Source organism: uncultured Rothia sp. (genome assembly GCF_963544205.1).
Classification (GTDB): domain Bacteria; phylum Actinomycetota; class Actinomycetes; order Actinomycetales; family Micrococcaceae; genus Rothia.
In genome coordinates this window covers 160,926-183,926 of sequence record NZ_CAUUDY010000002.1, presented here as the reverse complement: position 1 = coordinate 183,926, position 23,001 = coordinate 160,926, and the positions used below count along the sequence as shown (strand labels likewise).

The 23,001-nt window shown below is 60.5% G+C and carries 13 protein-coding genes; 6 read left to right on the top strand and 7 right to left on the bottom strand.

Going from position 1 to position 23,001, the window contains the following annotated elements; all coding sequences use genetic code 11:
- Positions 1 to 271: 271 nt before the first annotated feature.
- The gene (locus tag RWZ58_RS02705) at positions 272 to 619 is read left to right on the top strand and encodes a hypothetical protein (RefSeq protein WP_314657215.1); all 348 of its coding nucleotides are present in this window, start codon (positions 272 to 274) and stop codon (positions 617 to 619) included.
- Positions 620 to 710: 91 nt separating this feature from the next.
- Here RWZ58_RS02705 and RWZ58_RS02700 read toward each other — a convergent pair whose 3' ends face one another.
- Positions 711 to 1,457: a hypothetical protein gene (locus RWZ58_RS02700; protein WP_314657213.1), complete on the bottom strand. Its 747-nt coding sequence runs from the start codon at positions 1,455 to 1,457 to the stop codon at positions 711 to 713.
- Positions 1,458 to 1,782: 325 nt separating this feature from the next.
- Here RWZ58_RS02700 and RWZ58_RS02695 point away from each other — a divergent pair, with 325 nt between their 5' ends.
- Entirely contained in the window at positions 1,783 to 2,349 is a 567-nt protein-coding gene (locus tag RWZ58_RS02695) for a hypothetical protein (protein WP_314657210.1), read from the top strand.
- A 324-nt stretch (positions 2,350 to 2,673) separates the two neighbouring features.
- Positions 2,674 to 3,342, top strand: coding sequence for a hypothetical protein (locus RWZ58_RS02690; RefSeq protein ID WP_314657207.1), 669 nt, complete (start codon positions 2,674 to 2,676; stop codon positions 3,340 to 3,342).
- A 114-nt stretch (positions 3,343 to 3,456) separates the two neighbouring features.
- Here the strand turns inward: RWZ58_RS02690 and pdxT are convergent, their stop codons facing one another.
- Complete coding sequence (gene pdxT / locus RWZ58_RS02685; RefSeq protein ID WP_314657204.1) at positions 3,457 to 4,095, bottom strand: pyridoxal 5'-phosphate synthase glutaminase subunit PdxT; 639 nt, start codon at positions 4,093 to 4,095, stop codon at positions 3,457 to 3,459.
- A 107-nt stretch (positions 4,096 to 4,202) separates the two neighbouring features.
- Positions 4,203 to 5,108: a pyridoxal 5'-phosphate synthase lyase subunit PdxS gene (gene pdxS, locus RWZ58_RS02680; protein WP_049333865.1), complete on the bottom strand. Its 906-nt coding sequence runs from the start codon at positions 5,106 to 5,108 to the stop codon at positions 4,203 to 4,205.
- Positions 5,109 to 5,334: 226 nt separating this feature from the next.
- Here pdxS and RWZ58_RS02675 point away from each other — a divergent pair, with 226 nt between their 5' ends.
- Both RWZ58_RS02675 and RWZ58_RS02670 read left to right on the top strand, forming a co-directional pair.
- Positions 5,335 to 6,975, top strand: a complete 1,641-nt coding sequence (locus RWZ58_RS02675; protein ID WP_314657201.1) for a Na+/H+ antiporter — start codon at positions 5,335 to 5,337, stop codon at positions 6,973 to 6,975.
- Between the two features lie 220 nt (positions 6,976 to 7,195).
- Positions 7,196 to 8,704: an MATE family efflux transporter gene (locus RWZ58_RS02670; RefSeq protein ID WP_314657200.1), complete on the top strand. Its 1,509-nt coding sequence runs from the start codon at positions 7,196 to 7,198 to the stop codon at positions 8,702 to 8,704.
- Positions 8,705 to 8,806: 102 nt separating this feature from the next.
- Here the strand turns inward: RWZ58_RS02670 and nadE are convergent, their stop codons facing one another.
- Entirely contained in the window at positions 8,807 to 9,640 is an 834-nt protein-coding gene (gene nadE / locus RWZ58_RS02665; protein ID WP_314657199.1) for an ammonia-dependent NAD(+) synthetase, read from the bottom strand.
- A 288-nt stretch (positions 9,641 to 9,928) separates the two neighbouring features.
- On the opposite strand from nadE, the gene RWZ58_RS02660 reads away from it, so the two are divergent.
- Complete coding sequence (locus RWZ58_RS02660; RefSeq protein ID WP_314657197.1) at positions 9,929 to 10,231, top strand: recombinase; 303 nt, start codon at positions 9,929 to 9,931, stop codon at positions 10,229 to 10,231.
- A gap of 96 nt (positions 10,232 to 10,327) precedes the next feature.
- Here RWZ58_RS02660 and RWZ58_RS02655 read toward each other — a convergent pair whose 3' ends face one another.
- From RWZ58_RS02655 to RWZ58_RS02645, 3 genes are all read right to left on the bottom strand, one after another.
- On the bottom strand, positions 10,328 to 14,368 hold the full coding sequence (locus RWZ58_RS02655; RefSeq protein ID WP_314657194.1) for a S8 family serine peptidase: 4,041 nt from the start codon (positions 14,366 to 14,368) through the stop codon (positions 10,328 to 10,330).
- A gap of 428 nt (positions 14,369 to 14,796) precedes the next feature.
- Positions 14,797 to 18,783 carry a S8 family serine peptidase gene (locus RWZ58_RS02650; RefSeq protein ID WP_314657192.1) on the bottom strand — a complete coding sequence of 1,329 codons (3,987 nt, stop codon included), beginning with the start codon at positions 18,781 to 18,783 and terminating at the stop codon, positions 14,797 to 14,799.
- Positions 18,784 to 19,027: 244 nt separating this feature from the next.
- The gene (locus tag RWZ58_RS02645) at positions 19,028 to 22,975 is read right to left on the bottom strand and encodes a S8 family serine peptidase (protein WP_399549395.1); all 3,948 of its coding nucleotides are present in this window, start codon (positions 22,973 to 22,975) and stop codon (positions 19,028 to 19,030) included.
- Positions 22,976 to 23,001 lie beyond the last annotated feature (26 nt).

The following is a 23,001-nucleotide window of genomic DNA, read 5'->3' as shown; positions in this document are numbered from 1 at the left end:
CCCCTCCCACGTTTCTAGAATCGGGAGTGTGACGCGCGCCGGCAACCTCCCGTCCCCGGCGCCCTTATTATTAAAAAATTATAAAAAACTTTTCGGGGGGGGGGGGGAGTGTTTACCTCTTGAATAGGGTTCATGTTTGCTGTAAAGTAACCCACAATACGTAATATACGTGTTGCACATTACTTGTTTTTGAGAAGTTTTCACCAATGATGGTGCGCCATCAGCTCGTAACCGGCGTAGCGAGCGAACCCCAATTTGAAAGGCGGTTCCCATGTTCTTCGATATTTCTGTGTTCCTGCTAGTGGTTTTGGTCATTGTGGGTCAGCTGAAAAAAGCACCACCAAGGTTGCTAAACAACCCTGGCTATCAGAAGGAGAGGGAGCAGGTGCGAAAGCACCGGCGCATCCTGGATATGCTCAGCCTGAGTTTTGCTCTTGCCCTGATGATTATTCAGTGGGGTGGCCCCCTGACGACGCTTGCCTTTCGGGCGTGCGTTATTTGGTTGATTCCCAGCCAGCTGTATGATCTCTGGCAGAAGTTCAATGTGTCGCGTGGGGTACTCTTCGCGTGTGCTATCGCGCTGATTGTTATTGAGTTTGGGTTGGCGCTCCTACCCTAACCTGCACCCTATAACAGTTGTGGCGGTGACCGAACAACGGTCACCGCCACAACTATTTTTAAGATGAGACAGGAGATGAGACAGGTTTGGATTAGACAGGGTTGTCGGGGCTGGGCAGGGTTACCACCTCAGACCAGCGAGTATCCTTAGCGGCCGCACGGTTCGCGTCGCTCTTCTGCTTCACATTGGCGGGTGCCTGCTGTGCCCACAACTCAAAAGCAACAATGTAGTTCTCGGGGTAGTTTGCCGCGAGCAGCTCCTGTCGGGTCGGGAAGTACTCCTTACCCTCTCGAATATCGACGTAGTTGCTTGCCTTGTAGGGGTCTGCGCTCTGGATGTCAGTGCGCGGGCCGGAGGCTACCTTTCCGCTTGCCACGTTATTGTCATCGATAGCGCGCACCCACGCTGCGGCGTAGGCGTGATCGGCCTTGTTCTTCTCGTACAGTGCCAGGCACTCGGCTCCTGCTGATTCAGCTTCGGCGCGGGTGGGGAAGTTCGCCTGGTTGCGCACAACATGCCGTGCGGAGACATAGGAGGGGAGCGCTGTACCGCGGTCGGCGCTGATGGCTTCCTGCTGCTTGAGGGTTTGAGCTTTCGCGGTTTCGTCAGGTTCAAGGCAGGGGGTAGACGTCTTCTTCGCCGCGGAAGAGGAGTCGGACCCGGTGGTGCTTGCTGCTGACGGGGATGAAGCCACGGTCGTATTCGAGGGTGCGGGAGTGTTTGATGCCGTGCTGGTGGAGCTGCCGCAGGAAGCAAGAAGCATGGGAAGAATCGCCAACGCGGCACCGCGTCGTAGACCGCTGGAACGGAGCGAAAGAAAAACAGGGGTGTGGGTCATGAGACCACCTCACAAGAGGGATGGAACGATATATTGCGTCTAAACATACCCAAATATTTGATACATGGTCAATGGAAAATACCATCATATTTTTAAAACCAACACTCTAGACGCAAGGCCTGCTACCCAGTAGTCTTAAAGCGCTGACCTGCTTAAATATGAAGTAGGCGGGGTAAGAGTGGGGAGATTTTGCGGTTTGCCCACCTATCCCAGTATTGGCTTTTGGGCTTAGTGGGTACAAAAAACAACATTGAGGCCATGTGTTCGGTGTTGTACTACTAGCGTTTTATGCTGCTGAAAGGTGCTACTGAAAGGAAAGGGCGTCATGAATTCTACTTATAAGATGTTCGCCATAAATGAGAAAATAATTTTGTATATCTTGTTTCTCATTGTATTGCAATTTTTTTATATTTTCCCAACTGCCCTGTATACAGATTTCGATAGATTTGTCTCACCATGTGTTGGGTGGCAAAGTACCTATTTCTACTTGCCCTTCTTTGTGGTGGGAGTTGTATTAGCTAGCTTGTGGCAGATTTTTAGTATATGGCTGGGCGTCAAGCTTCGCATAGGCATTTTTTGGATTGCCTCACTATATTTAGTTTTTAAAATGTATGGGACTTATGAAATTTTAAAACACCATATCGTAAGTCCATGTAAAGTCCCTACGGAATATATGCATGGAATATTGTGGCCATATGATTTGCAAACATTCATTCTCTTGGGTCCCGATATTGTCTCATGCATTATTTTTATAGCAGTTTTTATTGCATGTTCTAAGCGTAGCTACTGGGTGCCAACCGCCGCAGCTATAGCCGCATTTGTTGCGCAGTGCGTCATCTCGCTACTGCTCTGGGAATACGTTAGGGGACTTGTTTATTTCCTTCTGCAGTAGCGTTGGGCCTTCGAGGTGTAAGGCTTTGACCGAGTTGGAGGTTGCGTAATGGGCACTCCGGCCGTGCCCCTCCGGGTATGTTGGCTTCTGTTGATTATCGGGCAAATAGCAATATCTGATGCTGGTGTCTTGGTGCTGTATTTGCCTCAAGAGTCCGATAGTCTCCATGTTTACGCAGGTCAAGGCGCTAAATAGGCCTGTTCGCCGATTTTCTTCCGAAATGTTGGATTTTAAAAAATAAACATATTTTTCTCTTGACCATCTATCAAAACTACCCGTATATTGAGGGGCAACTCGGTATGCTCCAGCCCACAATGAGGTGACATGATGACCCAGAAATCCAGGACCCCCAACCCCCGCTACAGCGCACTGCGATACGGCGCCGCTCTCTCAATCCTGCCCCTGCTCCTTGCCGCCTGCGGTAGTGCAAACACCGCGGCAAGCAGCACCTCCTCACCCTCCACGGCGAGCGCCTCAGCAACGGCAAGCACCACGCCCACCGTCAGCTGCTCCTCATACTCCGCCGAAGATCTCGCATCAGCAGAAGCCGCCAAGCCCGTCCCGCGCACCGATGAACAATACCCCGCGTACATCCAATACCGGCACATCCTCGCAGACGGCGCCCACATGATTGAGCCCAGCGAAATCGACAGCAAATGCCACGCCGCACTCAAAGCAGGGCGGAGCGCCCTCCCCGAATACGTCCAAAACATCGATGCCTACAACGCTCACCCCAGCGTCGGAATCACCGACCCCTTCGCCGGTAGTGAGTACCGAGACATCAAGAACCGCAACGAATTCATCCCCCACCGCGCAGACCTGGAAGAAGCCGCCTACCCCGAGATGATTATTCGTCTCTACGAAAAGTGGTACGAGGCAGCCCCCGCAGACATCAAGACGCTCAGCGACGCAAACCGTGCACGATTCCTCGCCACGAGCGCCTACCAGCAGTGGAAGGCCCAGCCCCAAACCCCCAGTAGCGCCCGCCCATAAACCCACTCACGCATAAGCCCACTCAAAAACAGTTGTGGCGGTGACCGAACAACGGTCACCGCCACAACTCCTTAAATGCTCATTACCGGGCTTATTTTTGGGGGAGGGGAGGGGCTAGTTGCCCTTCACCTCGCGTGCCAGAGCCAGCAGCTCCTCATGCACCGTCGTATCGCCCGTAACCTCCGGGTGGAAAGAAATACCAATCAGGTTGCCCGAACGCACACCCACAATCTTCCCCTCATGACGAGCCGTCACCTGCACACCCTCACCGGTACCGGTCACAATCGGCGCACGAATAAACGCCGTATCAATAACTACCTCATCACCGGCAGGGGTCAGCCACGGCAGGCGCACCTCCGCAGAATCAACCTGCGAACCAAACGCGTTACGACCCACCGAAACATCCAAAACACCCAGCGACTGCTGACCCGGTGCCGGATCATCAATACGCTTCGACAGCATAATCAGGCCCGCGCACGTACCCAGGGTCGGCAGGCCCGAAGAAATCGCCTCAATCAGCGGCTCACGCACACCAAAAATACGGGTCAGGCGGTCAATCGTCGACGACTCACCGCCCGGCAGAACCAGTGCATCCAGACCCTCAAGCTGCTCACCGGTACGCACCCAACGCACCTGCGCGCCCAGGGACTCCAGCATCTCCGCATGCTCACTCACGCCGCCCTGCAGTGCCAAAACACCAACCGTCAAACCCTCACCCGGCAAAACACCGGTAGGCTGAACCATCTCAACCATCACCGCTCCCTTCACAAAAACAACAAAACAAGAAGGGGCGGGACCCGCCTCAGCGAACCCCACCCCCTCATCAAACACTCACCCCGGATGCGGGGTGCGCGCACGAATTACCAGCCGCGCTCCGCCAGGCGGTGCGGTGCCGGAATGTCAGCAACGTTAATGCCGACCATAGCCTCACCCAGGCCGCGAGAAGCCTCAGCAACCTTCTCCGGGTCGTTGTAGAACGCGGTAGCCTTCACGATAGCCTTCGCGCGAGCAACCGGGTCGCCCGACTTGAAGATACCGGAGCCAACGAACACGCCGTCAGCGCCCAGCTGCATCATCATCGCAGCGTCGGCGGGGGTAGCCACGCCACCGGCGGTGAACATTACGACGGGCAGCTTGCCGGTCTGAGCAACCTCAAGCACCAGCTCGTACGGTGCAGCCAGTTCCTTAGCCTTCACGTACAGCTCGTCGGGCATGGTGTTGTACAGGCCCTGCAGCTCAGCAATCTGACGCTTAATGGTGCGGATGTGCTTGGTAGCCTCAGAGACGTCACCGGTGCCAGCCTCGCCCTTCGAGCGAATCATAGCGGCACCCTCGGTGATGCGGCGCAGAGCCTCACCCAGGTTGGTAGCACCGCACACGAAAGGAACCTTGAACTGGTGCTTGTCAATGTGGTTCACGTAGTCGGCGGGGGAAAGAACCTCGGACTCGTCAATGTAGTCGACCTTCAGGGTCTCCAGAATCTGAGCCTCAACGAAGTGACCGATGCGGGCCTTCGCCATGACCGGGATCGAAACAGCATCAATGATGCCCTCAATCATGTCCGGGTCAGACATACGAGCCACGCCGCCCTGCGCACGAATATCCGCGGGGACGCGCTCGAGAGCCATGACGGCCACAGCGCCAGCATCTTCAGCGATCTTAGCCTGTTCGGGGGTGACGACGTCCATGATGACGCCGCCCTTGAGCATGTCGGCCAGGCCGCGCTTAACAAGCGGGCTGCCGGTTACGGTGTTGTTATCAGTCATGACCTTATCTTCTCACGTTCTGAGTGTTCGCGCGCACTCTCGGGGTCGGATTTTCTGTTCTCTGACACAGTACGACCCCAAGTTCACGTCAGAATGACACAAAACGTCATGAAAGGTAACCGCACCCATGAATAAGACAGCCCCGCCAGCGAGCGCCGGGAATAAAACCGCGGGTGTACTCTTTAAACCCCTGAAGTACACCGGAGACCCCCAGCAGAGGAACAGCATGCTTGAATCCCTCATCGCGCTCTCACTAGCCATCCTGGTGGGAACTATCATCGCGCACAAGACGCATATCACTCCCGCGATTGTGCTGATTTTTATCGGTCTGGCCATCGGTATTATTCCCGCCCACGAGCTGCATGAGGTGCAGGAACTTGGCCTGCCGCCGCACGTCATTCTCGAAATCTTCCTGCCCGTCATGCTCTTCTGGGAAACCCGCAACACCTCATGGCGTGAAGCGCGCACCCGCATCCGCGGCGTAATTCTCACCGGAACCCTGCTGGTCATCGTGACCGCTTTCGGTGTGGCGGGTATTCTGCACGCCTTCACCGGCGTGTACGTCTGGGGTGCGGCACTGCTCATCGGTGTGGCGCTCGCACCCACCGACGCGGTCGCCGTCGCAACCCTCAACGGCAAGCTGCCCAAATCCTCCATCACCACCCTCAAGGCGGAGGCACTCATCAACGACGGCACGACCCTCGTGCTCCTCGCCCTCGCCCTGCAAGTAGCCGCCGGCCAAGAGCTCGCCCTCGGTCACGCGGCCGGCATGTTCGTCTTCTCCTTCCTCATCGGTATTCTGGTCGGCCTGGCGGTTGGCTGGGTAGCCAACAAGATTCGTGCCCACATCGACAACCCGATGTGGTTCACCTGCTTCATGCTGACCGTGCCCTTCATCGCGTTCATTCTCGCCGAGAAGATTGAGCCTCTGCCCGATATGAAGGGCTCCGGCGTGGTCGCTGTGGTGGTTGCGGCGTTCTTCCTCACCTACTACAGCCCGGACACCATCCGCCCGCAGAACCGCACCTACGGCCTGCCCACCTGGGCGTTCGTCACCTTCGTCATGAACGCCGTGCTGTTCGTCATGGTCGGTGTGCAGTTGCCCTCCGCTGTGGAACGCGCCGGCCTTGTGCTTGGAAACGACCGCTCCAGCTGGGGTGTCGCCCTGCTCGCCGTACTGGTTGCCTGGATTTCCTGCGTGGTCATCCGCTACGTGTTCTTGCATGCGTCCATCTTCACGATTCGCCTGCTCGACCGCAGTGAGAAGCAGCGTTCCCTGCGCACCACCCACCGCGGCCGCGTCGTCTCCACCATGGCGGGTCTGCGCGGCGGCGTGTCCCTGGCGGTGGCGCTGTCTATCCCGGCGAGTGTTGAATACCGCGACTTCGTCATCTTCGTGGTCTCTGGCGTGGTGCTGTGCTCCATGGTCGTCCAGGGCATGCTGCTGCCCGCCGTGATCCGCTGGGCGAACCTGCCGGTCGACAACAGCGAAGAAGAAGAGATGAACGAAGCAATCCGCACCATGATTGCCGAGTCCTTCGACTCCATCCAGGAAATTGGTGGACGCATCAACGCCCCGCAGGAAGTCATCGACCGCATCGCGGAAGAACACATGTTCCACATGAGTATGTACCGTAACCTGCACACCCTGCACATGCACGGCGACGACACCCCCGAAAACGTGCTGAAGGTGCTCGAAGCGCACGAAAAGGAGAAAGAGCTGCGCCTGGGCGTGCTCGAAGTTCAGCGCGATGTTCTCAAGCGTCTGCGTGACGAAGGCAGAATCGACACGAACGTACTGCACCAAATCCAGGAACGCCTGGACATCGAGGTGCTGCGCGTACTCGGCCCCGTCGAACTCGAATAGCCGACCGAGCTCGAATAACCCAGTCTTCTACGTATGAGGCGAGGCGCCCCACCCCCAACAGCGGGGGAGGGGCGCCTCGTTACTTTTATGTCTAAACCCCTAGCCCCGCCACCATGCGGAGGGGGTACAATACACTAGCCCGTTTTTCGCGCGGACCACGCCTCTTACCGCGTCATTCACCGCGCCCCGGGCACGACACAGACCAGAACCACAGGAATCTATGGCACCTCAGCAGACTGAAAACAACGCGCCCAAAAACGGCGCACCCGCAGGACACGGCGGACACGGTCCGCACGGCGCAAGCGAAGACCCGCAGAACATCTACCTGCTCAAAGAAGCACCCATCCTCAAGGCGCTCCTCTCCCTCGGCGTGCCCATGGCGCTCGGCCTCGCCATCACCAGCATCTACAATGTGGTGAACTCCTACTTCGTCGGCCACTACGGCAGCGTCGAAGAACTCGCCGCAACCGGCTACGGCGTGCCCGTCTTCGGCGTCATCATGGCAATCGCCGGCCTGTTCGGCCTGGGCGCCTCCACCCTCGCCTCCCGCAAGCTCGGCGCAGGCGAACCCGCCCACGAAATCCACCGCGTCACCTCCTTCGCGCTCTACTCGGCGCTCGGTGCCGGCGTTATCGCTGCTGCTATCGGCTTTATCCTCGCCGACCCAATTACCGGCATCATGGGTGCCTCCGGCGGCTCCTACGAACCGACCCGCATCTACGTGCACCTCATGTTCCTCGGCGCGCCCCTCGCGATTGGTATGTTCACCCTCGAACAGCTCGTACGCTCCGAAGGCTACGCCAAGCAGTCGATGTACGGCATCATCGTCGGCACCGTCGTCACCTGCATCTTCGACGTGCTGTTCATCGCCGTCATGGACATGGGCATTGCCGGTGCAGGTTGGGCGATGCTGCTGGCTAACGGCGCGTCCATGCTGTACTACCTGCAGTTCCTGATGCGCAAGAGTGAGAACTTCTCCGCGAACATCCGCGACTTCTCCCTCGACCCCGCCATCATCAAGCCCGTGGTCGCGGTCGGTGCCGCCGAGCTCATTCAGAGCCTCAACCTGATCTTCGCCGCCCTGCTGCTGAACAACCTCGCCGCCTCCTACGGCGACGACACCGTGGCGGCGTTCGGTCTGGCAATGCGCCTGAACATGGTCCCCGAAATGCTGTGCATGGGCCTGTGCATGGGCGGTATCCCCCTGTACGCCTACGCGTACGGTGCCCGCAACGGCGCTCGCGTGAAGCAGGCGCTGCGCACCGCAACCATGCTGTCTGTCATTACCTCCGTAACCATCACCATTCCGGTGCTGATTTTCCGCCGCGAACTGCTCGCCGTAGTGGGCGACGAGCGTCTGGTGTCCACCGGTGAAGAGGTCATGGTTGCGCTCATGCTCGCCGCCGTGTTCAACGCGGTCAGCATCGTGTTCGTCTCCTGGTTCCAGGCGTCCGGTAAGGGCCGCCCGGCAATGCTGATGACCCTCGGCATTGCGCTGCTGTTCTTCCCCGCCGTGTACTTCGGCAACATGTGGTTCGGCTTTAAGGGCCTGACCTGGGCATTCCCCTTCACCCAGGTGCTTGCCTGCGCGCTGGGTCTGGTACTGTTCCTCACCACCGGGGGCGCGAAGGTACCCCCGGCTGAGGCTGAGGTTGAGACTGAAGGTTCTGAGGATTCGGATGTTCAGGCTGCCCAGGTTTCTGGCGCACAGCCCGAACAGAAGGCATAGTCCTCGGTCTGCAAAAGCATGGTAAAAGCCCTGGACTCCCACATGGGAGCCCGGGGCTTTCACATTGGTTCTTACGCTGATTAGAGCGTTAGTTCTTCCGCGTTAGTTCTTCCACCACGAATCAAAAATCGTTACCGGGGTGGTGCGCTTATGGCGGCTACGCAGGTAAATCTGCTCCAGCTTCTCAGCCGCCGCCTCGTCGATGTCCTTACCCTCCAGGTAGTCATCAATCTGCGGGTAGGTCAGACCCAGCTCATCCTCATCGGTGCGGCCGGGCACGCCGTCCAGCAGGTCAGCGGTCGGAGGCTTAGCCCACAGACGCTCGGACGCACCCAGCACCCGCAGCAGCAGCTGGTTCTGGCGCTTGTTCAGGCCGTACAGCGGTAGCAGATCCGCGCCGCCGTCACCGAACTTCGTGAAGAAACCCGTAATGGACTCCGCCGCATGGTCGGTACCCACCACCAGGTAGCCGGGGTCGCCAGCAATCGCGTACTGGGCAATCATGCGGGCGCGCGCCTTCACATTACCCTTGTTGAAGTCGCTGATCTGCTCGCCGGTCGCGGCAGTGTAGGCGCTGTCGAAACCATCCACGGCTTCGGCAATGTTGAAGGTCAGGGAGCGGGTGGGCTGGATGAAACGCATCGCCTCCTGCGCATCCTCTTCGTCGTGCTGCACACGGTAGGGCAGGCGCACCGCCACGAACTCGGTAGTGCGGCCACGCTCGTTGAGGCGGTCCACCGCCAGCTGACAGAGGCGACCGGCCAGGGTGGAGTCGATGCCGCCGCTGATGCCCAGTACCAGGCCGCGGCTTCCGGTGGCTTCCAGGTAGTCGCAGATGAACTGGATGCGGCGCTCCACTTCTTCGCGTGCCTGCTCTTCGGTCATGTTGGGCTTGACGCCCATTTCACGGATGATCTGTGCCTGTAATTCACGCATGACTTAAGTGTACGCTCCACCTTATAGCCCGTGCGGTGAACCGCCGAGGGAGGCGAGGTAGTGTTCCACACGGTGCGTTCAGAGCGGCGCACGCGGCGGGTTCAGTATCGTTTCAGCCCTGAAAATACACAGCATACTCACCGGTAAAAAACCTGTGCGACAACCCGTGCAGCTGTTAGCATGAACATACGGTTCAAATACCGTTCAAAACAGCCGGTGATGAGGGAAAACGCCCCCACACCCGCTACGCCACAGAACACGTCAACCAAGGACGGTGAAGACAGCACCATGGCAAAAACAAAAACTGAACTCTACGACGAGCTCGTAGACATCGAAACCAGCCTCGAAAACCACCCGCTCACCTCCGGGAAAATCGCGGAGGCGAACATCATCATCGAGCAGATGAAGGAGCAGGGCGCCACCCAGGAAGAAATCAATGAGGCACTCATCCGGCAGGGGCTGCCCTCCCTTGTGGAGATTGGTAAGAGTACCTTGCTGCAGTCTTTTAGCCTCTGGAAGCTCAGTCACCGCAAGTTAAAGGTGGAAGCCGCCATTGAGAAGCTCAACCGTAAAGAAGCCCGCCAACGCTAACTAGGCCGCCTCGGGCAGCGTGAGGCAAGCAAATACCCCCGGCAGATGCGTACGGCATCCACCGGGGGTATTTAGCGCTCAAATATAACGCTCCGATTAGCGGTTATTCAGCACACGCACGTTATAGCGGTGCAAGAACGCCGCCATCGCGCCACGCTCAATCGGCTGAACCGGACGGAACGAACCATCAGCCCAACCCGTCGTAATACGCTGCTCAGCCAACCACGAAATCTCACGGTAGAACTGGCTACCGGCTGACACGTCACTAAACGGCGAAGCCACCGGAGCAGAATACGCCGGCGAACCCGCAAAACGGTAGAAGAACGCCGCCATAGCATCACGGTTCACCGCAGCATTCGGACGGAACGTACCATCCGACCAGCCGGTCGTAATACCGCGGGCACGCATCCACTCAATCTCCTTGAAGAACGGGTGATCACGCGGCACATCCTTAAAGCTCGGAGTGGACGGCGCAGTGAACTGCGGCGAACCCGCCATACGGTAGAAGAACGCCGCCATCGCGCCGCGCTCCACCGAACCGTTCGGGCGGAACGTACCATCCGGGTAGCCGGTCGTAATACGACGCTGAGCCAGCCAGTTAATGTCATTCACGAACGGGTAATCCGCCGGAACATCCGTAAAGTGCGCGCTCGCGGCGGTAGCCTCAGAGTTCGACGAGACACGCAGAACCTGCGCACGCTCACCCGCAGCACCGTTCGTACCGGACAGGTCGCCGGTCGCATTGTGCATGTGCAGGAACAGTGCAGAAACGTTCTTCGCGTCGCCGTTACGGTGCGCCACCAGCTGAGCCTCCGGCGCGTCCACGAACAGGTTCGGCACGCCCGCCTCTTCGCCGCTGAACCACAGCTTCGGCGCCGCATAGTTGAACACCACCGAATCAGTCGTATCAACCACGGTCGTTGCGGAGAACGCGCTAGAAGTGGTCACCGAGTACGAAATCTCAGTGGACTCGGCGTCCGGGTCCAGACCCAGAACGCTCAGCGGAACAGTCATCACCAGAGTGTTCGAATCCATGATGTTGGTGTCCGTATCACCCCAGGTGCCGTTCAGCGGGTACAGGGCGTTCTCAATGGCCTGCCACTTGCCGTTGCTGCGCTTAGAAACCTTCACCAGCGGGTAGTCCAGGCCCTTCTCACGCACGGTCTGCAGGCGGTAGTCGCTCGTGCCGTCCTTGTTGGTGTCAACGAACACGTAGTAGGTGCCGCGCGGGGTCACCTCCTGCCAGTTACCCCAGGTGGAAATACCGAAGGACAGGTGCGCCTCGGAGGTGTCCGCACCGGCTGCCTTCAACTCCGCCACGTTCGAGGCGGCACCCACGTACTGCAGGTCCATGCGGGAATCCGAACCCACACCCAGCTTCGCGGTCGGGATGCGCGGGCTCGAAGCGCCCAGCTCAAAGGCACCCAGCAGGGAGCGGTAACCGCCCTGATCCACTGCGGTACCCTGCAGGGTCAGGGGCTGCTCGGTCGCGCCGGAACCCTCCGCGTCGAAGGCGATATCGGAGCCAGCCACACGCATCGCGGAGACAGGCTTCGGTGCCACATGCAGCGGCATGCGCAGGGTCTTCACCGCAGCCGACGAATCAGCGTCGGTCAGGATCAGGCGGCCCGAAGCACTCGCAATGTACTGGCGGGCACCCGAAATGGTGACCGTACCGGTCGAGTAGTTCACTGAATCCTGGTTCGGGTACATGGACGGGTCGCGGGTCTTTTCCAGCTTCGACGGGTCAATGCGCACCGTCACGGTGAACGTTGCCTTCTGGCCGGCACCCACAGACACGGACTGCGGGTAGGAGAACTCCACACCCGGGATGCTCGTGCTGCCCTCATAGTTCAGGGTGTAGGTGTGCGCCACCGAGTCGGTATTCTCGACGCTCACGCGGTGCTGCAGGGTCTGCACACCGGCGTTCGGGGTGTACTCGAGCACGCCGAAAGTGTCCGAAACCTGTTCGGGGCGTGCCGCGTTGAACAGCATGACGCGGTCAGCCACCGCCGCACGGGTGTTGATGCGGCCGGTACCCACACGGTCCACCGCGTAGGGGTTGCCCCAGGCGTCCTGCATGTGGTGGTCGGCGGTGTTCATGATAGCGGTCTTAATCATGCGCGGACCGTACTCCGGGTGCGCCTGCATGATCAGCGCCGCAACACCGGCAACAAAGGGCGTGGACATGGACGTACCGGTCTTCACGCTCGAACCGGTACCGCTACCAACCTCGATGGAGGAAATGTTCGTACCCGGTGCCGCAACGTCCGGCTTGGTGATGCCGTGCGAACCGTGCAGACCACGCGCGGTGGAGGTGTTCGCCTGATCCAGCTTGCCGTTGGGCACGCGAATCGAGTCGCGCAGGTTCTCGCCGAGCTGCAGGGTCAGCTCACCCGAATCAATCTGCGCGGAAAGGCGCTCCACCTGGCTCTTTGCCAGGCGCACGCCCGGAATGGAGGAGTTACCGCCGATAGCGGTGTCACCGACCTCAGTGTTCGAGGTGAGCACCACGCCGGTCGCGCCAGCCGCCTGCAGGTTGTCGAAGCGTACCTTCGAACCGCAGGGGGCGGTGCCGTCAGCGTCCGCCCAGTCGATGAGAGCCCACTTGCCCTTCAGTGCTGCAGCTTCCTCTTCGGTGAATGCCTCGCAGGCGTAGCGGTTGCGGGAGGCGGCACGCACCACGGTACCGCGCAGCTGCTCTTTGGTTGCCTTCGAATAGTCGAAGCTCACCGAGTAGTCACCGTAGGTGTCCGCCTCGTTCGCGGGGGCGAGAATCTTCACGCGGTCCACCAGCTGGGTCGAGCCGATGGAGTTCGCCACGGTCAGGCCGTAGGCGCTGGTGCCGGGGCCGCCCGAGTTGGAGTAGGTGTCGCCCACGGCGTTGTAGTTGTTGGCGTTACCCGCCGCGACCACGGAGAGGATGCCCTCGCGGTAGAGGGAGCCGACCGCGTAGTTCACGGTCTCATCGAACACGCCGAACTCGTTGCCGAGCGACAGGTTCGCGATGTCGGCGCGGTCGGAGAAGTCGCCGTCGTCGTTGGGGTCGAGCACGCGGTCCAGGCCCTTGGGGACGAACGCGGTGGTGCCCTTACAACCGAAAATGCGCAGGCCAATCAGCTGGGCGTCCGGTGCGGAGCCGGGGCCGATCTTCATGTCCTTGAGCTGCTCTTCGGTGAGCTTGGAGTAGTCGCCGTGGAAGGTGCTGCCGTCCGCGTTCACGCCGTAGCCTGCCGCGGTGCCGGCCACGTGGCTACCGTGGCCGCCGCAGTCGAGCGGGTTGTTATCCGGGTGGGGAGTGGAGGTTTCCTTCTTACCGGAGTTGTAGTCGTCACCGACCAGGTCGTAGCCGCCAAGGAACTTCTTCGGATCGTAGGTGCCCTCGGGAATCGTGTCGGATGCCTTCGCCTTCTCGAAGGCTTCCTGCGTGCCGGGGCCGCCCAAATCGGCGTGCGTGTAGTCGATACCGGTATCGAGCACGACAATCTTCACGCCCCTGCCGGTGTAGCCGGTGGAGGCGGGGTTTGCCGGGCTCTTCGCCCACACGGAGAGCGTGTCCGTATCAATGAGGGTGCCGCTGTTCTGCGGTGCCATGTCCTCAATGATGCTGATGCGTTCCACATCGTCACGGTTCGCGAGCGCACGAATCTGCTCGACGTTACCGTAGAGCGCCACGCCGCGCATCGTGTTGTGGGTGGTGTACAGGACCTGCGCGCCGGATTCCTTCGCCGCGGAGGCGCCCTGCTGCTGCACGCTGGCGCGGATTGCCTGCACCTGTGCTTGCGCGTTGACGGGTGCCTGCGCGCGGGAGCGGACCGCGTCCGGCTGGGTCTGGGCGTACGCGCCCTGACCCTTGAATCGGACGAACACGGCGCGTTCGCCGGTGGCGCCGTCCAGGCTGGGGGAGAGAACTTCGTTGTTGTTCTCGCCGGTGCCGGTGTTCTGGTGGGGTGCGTCCCGGTCTGCGCCGCGTACTACGCCCGGTGCCGCGTAGGCGGCGGTACCGAACGGCAGGGCGGTCAGCCCGAGGGTGAGCCCCAGGGTGAGTGCGCCGCAGCTGCGTGCCAGCTGCTTGAGGCGACCCGGCTGTGTGTGCCGGGCGGCTCGCGCGGGGGTAGCTTCAGGGAAGGTTGCCACTGAATGCTCCTTTTTAGTGATGGTGCGTTTCTTAGCGGTTTCTGCGCCGAGGTTCTGCGCCGAGGTTCTGCGCCGAGAGTTCTACTCGGAGAGCTGTACGGCAAGGGTTCTGCACCGAGAGTGCTTCGGTGCGTCTGCACTGTGTTTCCAGTGCGCCTCCAGTGCGTCTGTGCGGCGTGAACGTCAAGGTTCATGCCGATGGTGAAGAAACCTTCACTTATTGTCTCAACGATTCTTTATATAACCTAGTCAAACTCGTATTACGGAACATTACGCGTAAATAACAAAGCACCCAACCACAGAAAAAGGGAGCCGCACCGCGCAGAAACTGCAACGGTACGGCTCCCTCGGTGAAACCTGCTGAGGTAGCACCTACAGCGGTAGAACCTTACGAAACCTAGAATTTAGGGTTCTTAGATTCTGTGCCCCTAGATTTCAGGGCTTTCCTTCAGCACACCCGTGCTGTAGCGGTACACGAACGCCGCCATAGCGTCGCGGTGTACCGGCTCCACGGGGCGGAACGAACCATCGGGCCAACCGGTGGTCACGCCCTGCTCAGCCAGCCACGAGATTTCGCGGTAGAACTGCTTGTCGGTCGGAACATCCGTGAAACGAGCCTGCGCGGGGGCAGTGTACTCGGGCGAACCCGCGTAACGGTAGAAGAATGCAGCCATCGCGTCACGGTTCACCGAACCCTCGGGGCGGTAGGTGCCATCGGGCCAGCCGGTGGTGATGCCCTGAGCCTTCATCCACTCAATCTCCTTGTAGTAGGGGTGGTTGAGCGGAACATCCGAGAAGCTCGGGGTGGACGGTGCGGTGTACTGCGGCGAGCCGCTCATACGGTAGAAGTACGCAGCCATGGTTGCGCGGTCCATGTTGTTCAGCGGGCGGAAGGTGCCGTCCTGGTAGCCGCGGTCAATCTGACGGGCAGCAATCCACGTGATTTCACGGTAGAACTGGTTATCCGCCGGAACGTCGGTGAAGCGCGCATCGTGGAGGGTGCGAGCCACCTTCACGACCTGCGCACGGTCGCCAGCGGCAACACCGTTCGCGGTCTTACGGCCGCTCAGGTCGCCGGTCGCGTTGTGCATGTGCAGGAACAGAGCCTGACGCTCCTTGTTGTTGTTCTTGCGGTGAACGGTCAGCTGGCCGCCGTCACGGTCCACGAACAGGCCGGGTACGCCCGACTCCTCACCGGTGAACCAAACGCCGGGGTTGAAGGGGGAGTACTCGATAGCCGAGGTGGTGTCCACGTAGGAGTTACCCTCGTTGTACCAGGTGTCGGTCTGCACCGTGTACTTGATGGTCTGAGCCTTCTCAGCGGTCAGGCCCAGGTCCTTCAGCGGCACACCCAGAATCATGGTGTTGGTGTCCATGATGTTGGTGTCGGTGTCGCCCCAGGCGTTGTTCAGCGGGTAGCGTGCCACCACGGTGGATGCGTTACCGGAGATGGACCAGACCTTCACCAGCGGGTAGTCCAGACCCTTCTCGCGGGTCACTTCCAGAACGTAGTCTGCGGTGGAGTCGTTGTTGGTATCGATCTGCACCTGTACCTGACGGCCCCAGTGCATGCTATCCCAAGTACCCCAGGTCGAAATACCGAAGAACAGAGAACCATCGTTCGGGTTCTTGCCGGCAGCCTTCAACGCCGGAGCATCCGAGGCGGCACCCACATACTGCAGGTCAACAGACTGGTTCGACGGCAGCTTCAGCTGACCGGTCGGAATACGGTCACTGACCGCACCCAGCTCAAACGCACCCAGCAACGAACGGTAACCGCCCTGGTTCAGGGTCGTACCGCGCAGAGTCACTGTGGACTCCTTATCGGCAATGCCCTTGTAATCAATACGGGACGCATCAACACGCATCTTCGAGACGGGCTTCGGTGCCACGTGAATCGACTGGCGGATTGCCTCGCGGCCATTCTCAGAGAAAATCAGGCGACCAGAAGCGCTCGCAATGTACTGGCGCTTACCAGCAGCCAGAGTCTTACCGGTCGTCCAGTCCTGAGCGACCTGGTCGGCGCTCATCGCCGGGTCCATGGTCTTCTCCAGCTTGGACGGGTCAATGCGCACGGTCACGGTCACGTTCTTACGCTCACCGGCACCCACGCTCACCTGCTGCGGGTAGGAGTACTCCACACCCGGGATGGTCGTGCTTGCCTCGTAGTTCAGAGTGTAGGTGTGAGCCTGCGAATCGGTGTTGTCCAGAACGATTTCACGCTGAACAGTCTGAATACCCGAATCGGGGGTGTACTCCAGCACACCAAACGCGGTCGAAACACGCTCGGGGGTCTTCGCATCGTACGCGATAACCTTCGCGTCCACGGCGGCGCGAGCATTCACCATGCCCGTACCCACACGATCCACCGCGTACTGGGCACCCTGCTCATTCTTGATGGGGGTGGACGCGCCGTTCATCAGCGCAGCCTTAATCATCTGCGGGTTGTAATCCTGATGCGCCTGCATCACCAGGGCGGCAATACCGGTCACATGCGGGGTAGCCATGGAGGTACCGGTGAAGGAAACACCCTTATTACCCGTGCCCACAGCGGCAGAGACAATCTCAGTACCCGGTGCCGCAAGGTCAGGCTTAATGAAGCCATCAGAACCGTGCTGACCGCGAGCGCTCGAGGAATTCAAATCAAAAGCGTGCGAGTGAGGACCGCGGCCCGAAGCCTTGTAGTCCAGGTTCATCTCAACGGTCACCGGACCGGCTGCCAGAGCCTTCTCCAGGTCCTTCGTCGAAGAAGCAGTCAGACGCAGACCCGGAATGGTCGCATTACCACCAATGCCGATTGTGTAGCGCTCAGCCTTACCGGCCATCACCACGCCAACACCGCCGGCAGCCTGAACGTTATCGAAACGCACCTTCGAACCGCACGGGAACGTCAAATCGTCCTGATCCCACTCGAAGTAAACCCACTTACCCTTCAAAGCCTTCGCCTCTTCAGCGGTGAAAGCCTCGCAAGCGTAACGGTTACGCTTCGGTGCGGCAACAACCTCGCCGCGCAGCTGATCAGCGGACGCCTTCGAATAATCGAAGTTCACCGAGTAATCACCCTGCAACCACTCCAAACCAGTCTTCGTGGTCACGCGGGCACGGTCAATCGGCTGAGTGGAGCCGTAGGCGTTCGCCACCGACAGCGCCGCAGCAGCATTCGCCGGGCTACCCGAATCGGAGTAGGTGTCACCCACACCGTTGTAGTTATTGGCGTTACCGGCAGCAGCCACAGTGAACACACCCTGGCGCGCCATCGTATTAATCATGTACGACTCGGGGTCGTCAGCCGGAGCGAATTCGCCACCGAGAGACAGGTTCACAATATCGGCGCGGTCAGAGAAATCACCGTCACCATTCGGGTCCATCACGGTATCGAGCGCCTTCATCACAACACTCGAATTGCCGTAGCAGCCGAACACACGAATCGCCAAAATCTGAGCCTCAGGAGCAGTACCGGGGCCAATAGACATGCCCTTCAGCTGCTCCTCCGTCAGGTTCTTGTAATCGCCACGGTAAGTCGTACCGTTCGCCGTCACACCATAACCGGCGGCAGTACCCGCCACGTGGGTGCCGTGACCGCCAGAACCGAAACCATCCGGGCGGCAATCCAGCGGGTTATTGTCCGGCTGCGGAGTCGACTTCTCAGCCACCGACGCATTGTAGTCATCACCGACCAAGTCAATGCCGCCAATGAACTTATTACGATCAATCAGACCCGAATCAGCAGACGGAAGCTCCGTCATCGCCTTAGCCTTCAGGTACGAATCCACCGTACCGGGGCCACCAAAATCAGCGTGCGTATAGTCAACACCGGAGTCAACAACCGCAATCTTCACGCCCTTACCCGTGTACCCCGTATTCTCACGAGTCCACGTGGCAAGAGTTTTCGTATCAATCTCGCTACCGGAGTTCATACGCTCCTTCGCGATAATCGGCGAAATACGCTCCACATCCGGGCGCTCCGCCAACGCACGAATCTGCGCAGCATCACCAGTAATCGCCGCACCACGCATCGCATTATGCGTGGTGTACATCAGCTTCGCACCAGAAGCAGCCGCCACAGACTGAGCCTGCGACTGCACCTGAGCTGCAATAGCCTGCACCTGCGCCTGACGGTTTGTCGGCGCCTCCTTACGTGCCAGAACAGCCGCGGACTGGGTCTGCTCATACGCGCCCTTGCCCTTGAACTGCACATACACGGTGATTTGGCCTTCAGCCTTCTGCAGGCCCGGGCTGATACGCGAGGCAGCGTCACCGGATGCGCTCGCAGTGTTTCCTTCGACCTGCTGGGGGCTCTGAGCGTGAGCTGCAGAGAAAGTGGCGGGAACGCCGAGAGTAAGGGCAAGAGCTGCACTCAAACCGGTCGCACCGACAGCCTTCATTCTGCGGCGTGGCGCATGAGGCGTTGTCATGGAATCCTCCTTCGGATTTTCTATTTTTCGATAGTGCTGTGTGCTCTGTGGTTGTGTATCGGTGATACGCGGAGGCGGCCCCACCGGCAGACGACGAGTGAGTGCATCCGCCGGTGAAACCGCCACCAAAACTTGAGAGGTTCCGGGATTTTTAGGCCCCGGACCCTGCCGGTTCCGGGTCCCCTCCCACCCCATGCAGGAGGTGGGAGGGGACCCGAACTGTTCGCTACCGGTTAGCTACCGTCTAGCGGCCGGCCTGGTTAGCGACCTTCTCGGTGTAGCGGTAGATGAACGCCGCCATTGCGTCGCGGGCAATGGGGGTCACCGGGCGGTAGGTGCCGTCCGGCCAGCCGGTGCTGATGCCCTTCGAAGCCAGCCACGTGATTTCACGGTAGAACTGGTTATCGGTGGAAACATCGCTGAAGTGGCTGGTTGCGGGCAGGTCCACGTGCGGGGAACCCGCTGCACGGTAGAAGAACGCAGCCATGGCGTCACGGTTCACCGGTGCGGAGGGGCGGAACGTGCCGTCCGAGTAGCCGGTGGTGATGCCCTGAGCCTTCATCCACTCAATCTCCTTGTAGAAGGGGTGCGTGGTGGGCACGTCCTTGAAGCTCGGAGTGGAGGGGGCAGTGAACTGCGGGGAACCCTGCATGCGGTAGAAGAACGCCGCCATTGCGCCACGTTCCACGGACTCCAGCGGGCGGTAGGTGCCGTCCGGGTAGCCGGTGGTGATGCCGCGCTGAGCCAGCCACGAGATCTCGGTGTAGAACTGGTCTGTGTTCTTCACATCGGTGAAGCGGGACGGAGTGATGTACTCGGTCTGCTGCTCCTTGATGTTCAGCACCTCGGCGCGGTTGCCCTTGGCGCCGTTGGTGCCGGAGAGGTCGCCGGTGCCGTTGTGCAGGTGCAGCAGCAGCGCCTTGGCGGGGGTACCGGATTCGCCGAGCGCGGGGATTGCGTCAGCGGAGCGGTGCGCCGTCAGGGTGGTGGTGGGGGCATCCGGGTGGAGGCCAGCCACGGCGGAGGAGTCGCCGCTGAACCACAGCTTGGGGCTGAAGGGGCGGTACTTGATCCAGCCGGTTTCGCTGACGTTACCCCACTCGTACTGGGTGGTTGCGCTGACTCGGTACTGGATGTCCGGGTTGTTTGCGCTGGTCAGGCCCAGGTCCTTGAGGGGTGCACTCATGATGAGGGTGTTGGTGTCCATCATGTTGGTGTCCACGTCACCCCAGGCGCCGTTGAGCGGGTAGTAGCCGAGCTCGACGAGGTTGCCGTTCTTGTAGCCGTAGAGGCGAACCAGCGGGTAGTCCAGGCCCTTAGCGCGGTCGGTGACCAGCTTGTAGTCGGCGCGGTTGTTGCCGTCGGTGTCGATTTCTACGGTGAAGGTGTTCTCGTAGGAGACAACATCCCAGTTCGCCCAGGTGGAGATACCGAAGCGCAGGGTGCCGTCATCGGCGTTGCCGCCGGCTGCCTTCAGTGCGGGCGCATCCGAGGAAGCGCCGACGTACTGCAGGTTCGCCTTAACGTTGCTGTTCAGTGACAGGGAGGTGGGAGCCACACGGTCCACGCTCGCACCGTACTCGAACGCGCCGAGCAGGGAGCGGTAGCCGCCCTGGTTGACCTCGGTGCCGCGTAGCGAGATCTGGGACTTGGTCCAGCCGGTGTCTGCCTTCTGAGCCTCGTCGCTGGAGGGCTTCTGGGTGAAGGTGACGGTGTCTTCGGCAGCGTGCATGGTGCTCACGGGTTTGGGTGCCACGTGAACGGGCAGGCGCAGTGCCTTGGTGCCGTCTTCGGTGAGGACGAGTCGGCCGGATGCGCTGGCAATGTACTGACGGTACTGTGCGGGAACGGTTTCGGTGCCGGTGTAGTAGTCAGTTGCGTTCTGGGTGGTGTCCATTGCTGCGTCGCGGGTCTTCTCCAGCTTGGACGGGTCGATGCGCACGGTGACTTCGAACTTCTTAGTTTCACCGGGTGCGAGGGTGACCGCGGAGGGGAAGGAGTATTCCACGCCGGGAATATTAGTGCTTTCAGCGTAGGACAGGGCGTAGGTGTGTGCCACGGAGTCGGTGTTCTCGACCGTCACCTCGCGGGTGAGGATCTGAACGCCAGCATCCGGTGCGTACTCGAGCACGCCGAAGCTCAGGGACACGGTGCCGCTCTTGTCAGCGTTGTAGACGAGGGACTTCGACTGCACGGCAGCGAGGGTGTCGACTCGTCCGGCGCCCACACGGTCCACCGCGTATGCGGCACCGGATTCAGTGCGCACATCGTGGGTTGCGGTGTTCATGAGGGCGGACTTGACCTGTGCGGGGGTGTAGGTCGGGTGGCTCTGCATGACCAGGGCGGCGGAGCCGGTCACGTAGGGTGCCGCCATGGAGGTGCCGCTGAAGGTCACGGAGTTGCTACCGGTCGCTACCGCCGCGGAGGTGATGTACGAGCCGGGTGCTGCAATGTCGGGCTTGGTGTAGCCGTAGCTGCCGTGGAAGCCGCGGGCACTCATGGGGTTCAGCTGATCCAGCTTATCGGTGTCCACGCGCAGGGAGGACTTCAGCTCGTTGCCGAGGCGCACGGTCAGGGGCTTACCTGCCGCTTCTGCTGCGGTGATCTGTGCACGCAGGTCCTTAGCGGCGGATGCTGCCAGGCGGAAACCGGGCAGGGTATCGTTACCGGCAATACCCAGGCCGGGTTCTTCGTCGTGGCCTGCAAGCAGTACGCCCTTGGCGCCTGCCGCCTCCAGGTTGTCGAAGCGCACCTTGGAGCCGCAGGCGAGTTCACCGTCATCTTTAGCCCAGTCGATGAGCACCCACTTGCCCTTTACAGCTGCCGCTTCGTCGGCGCTGAGGGCGTTGCAGGCGTAGCGGTTGTTCTCGGAGATTGCGGTGAGTTCACCGGTAAATTCCTTGGTGCCCGCCTGTGCCCAGGGGTAGGAGACGCTGTAGTCGCCGCGTACCTTGCGGGTGGTGCCGGTGGCGGGGTCGGTCAGCTCTGCCGCATCCACAGCACGGGTGGAGCCGTAGGCGTTAGCTACGGTGATTGCGCTGGCTGCGGTGGCGGGGTGCCCGGAGTTGGAGTAGGTGTCGCCGCGCAGGCTGTAGTCGTTGGCGTTACCCGCGGAGATGACGGAGAGCACGCCGGCGCGGGTGAGCGCGTCAACGGCGTAGGCTTCGGGGTCGTCCTGCGGGGAGAATTCGCCACCGAGGGACATGTTGACCACGTTCACGCGGTCGGAGAAGTCGCCGTCACCGTTGGGGTCGAGGGCACGGTCGAGCGCCTCAATAACGACGTTGGTGCTACCGCTGCAGCCGAAGACGCGGAAGGCGTAGATTTCAGCGTCGGGGGCGACGCCGGGGCCGATCTTCATAGTCTTGAGCTGCTCTGCGGTGAGCTTGCTGTAGTCGCCGGTGAAGGTGGTGCCGTCGGCGTTCACGCCGTAGCCTGCTGCGGTGCCCGCCACGTGGGTACCGTGGCCGCCGGTGGTGCAGTCGAGCGGGTTGCCGTCGGGGGTTGCGGTGTTGCTGCCGTCGTAGGCGTCACCAACGAGGTCGTAGCCGCCAGCAACCTTGGTGCGGTTGATGAGTCCGGAGTCTGCGGAGGGCAGCTCGGTGAGCTTGGATGCCTTCTCGTAGTCTTCGAGCTTGCCGCTACCGCCGAAGTCGGTGTGGGTGTAGTCGATGCCGGAGTCGATGACGGCGATCTTCACGCCCTTGCCGGTGTATCCGCCTGCACCGGCGGGGTTGGTGGTGCCGGTCCAGGTGGCGAGGGAGCCTGCGTCAATAGCGGCGCCCGCGTTCTGGCGGTACTTGGGCAGGATGGGTGAGATTTTCTCTACGTCGGGGCGGTTGGCGAGTGCCTTGATGGACTCGGCGTCACCGCGCACTGCCACGCCGCGTACTGCGTTGTGGGTGGTGTAGAGGACCTGCGCGCCGGACTGGCTACTGACCTGCTGTGCCTGGCTCTGCACCTGGGAGGCGATTGCCTGCACCTGTGAGCTGGTGTTGACGGGTGCCTGCACGCCGGCGCGTACGCCTGCGGGCTGGGTCTGTTCAAAGGCGCCCTTACCCTTGAAGCGGACGAAGGCGGTGACGGTGCCGCTGGCGTTCTTCATGCTTTCGCTGAGTACCTGCTTGACGGCGTCGGGGTCTTCCGCGGCGTGGGCGGTGGTGCCCAGGGCCGCGAGGGGGCTCAGCGCCATGCTGAGGGTGAGTAGCCCGCTGCCGA

Coding starts and splice junctions, on each gene's coding strand:
- RWZ58_RS02705 (WP_314657215.1), top strand. CDS start 272: ATGTTCTTCGATATTTCTGTGTTCCTGCTAGTGGTTTTGGTCATTGTG.
- RWZ58_RS02700 (WP_314657213.1), bottom strand. CDS start 1,457: ATGACCCACACCCCTGTTTTTCTTTCGCTCCGTTCCAGCGGTCTACGA.
- RWZ58_RS02695 (WP_314657210.1), top strand. CDS start 1,783: ATGAATTCTACTTATAAGATGTTCGCCATAAATGAGAAAATAATTTTG.
- RWZ58_RS02690 (WP_314657207.1), top strand. CDS start 2,674: ATGATGACCCAGAAATCCAGGACCCCCAACCCCCGCTACAGCGCACTG.
- pdxT (WP_314657204.1), bottom strand. CDS start 4,095: ATGGTTGAGATGGTTCAGCCTACCGGTGTTTTGCCGGGTGAGGGTTTG.
- pdxS (WP_049333865.1), bottom strand. CDS start 5,108: ATGACTGATAACAACACCGTAACCGGCAGCCCGCTTGTTAAGCGCGGC.
- RWZ58_RS02675 (WP_314657201.1), top strand. CDS start 5,335: ATGCTTGAATCCCTCATCGCGCTCTCACTAGCCATCCTGGTGGGAACT.
- RWZ58_RS02670 (WP_314657200.1), top strand. CDS start 7,196: ATGGCACCTCAGCAGACTGAAAACAACGCGCCCAAAAACGGCGCACCC.
- nadE (WP_314657199.1), bottom strand. CDS start 9,640: ATGCGTGAATTACAGGCACAGATCATCCGTGAAATGGGCGTCAAGCCC.
- RWZ58_RS02660 (WP_314657197.1), top strand. CDS start 9,929: ATGGCAAAAACAAAAACTGAACTCTACGACGAGCTCGTAGACATCGAA.
- RWZ58_RS02650 (WP_314657192.1), bottom strand. CDS start 18,783: ATGACAACGCCTCATGCGCCACGCCGCAGAATGAAGGCTGTCGGTGCG.
- RWZ58_RS02645 (WP_399549395.1), bottom strand. CDS start 22,975: ATGGCGCTGAGCCCCCTCGCGGCCCTGGGCACCACCGCCCACGCCGCG.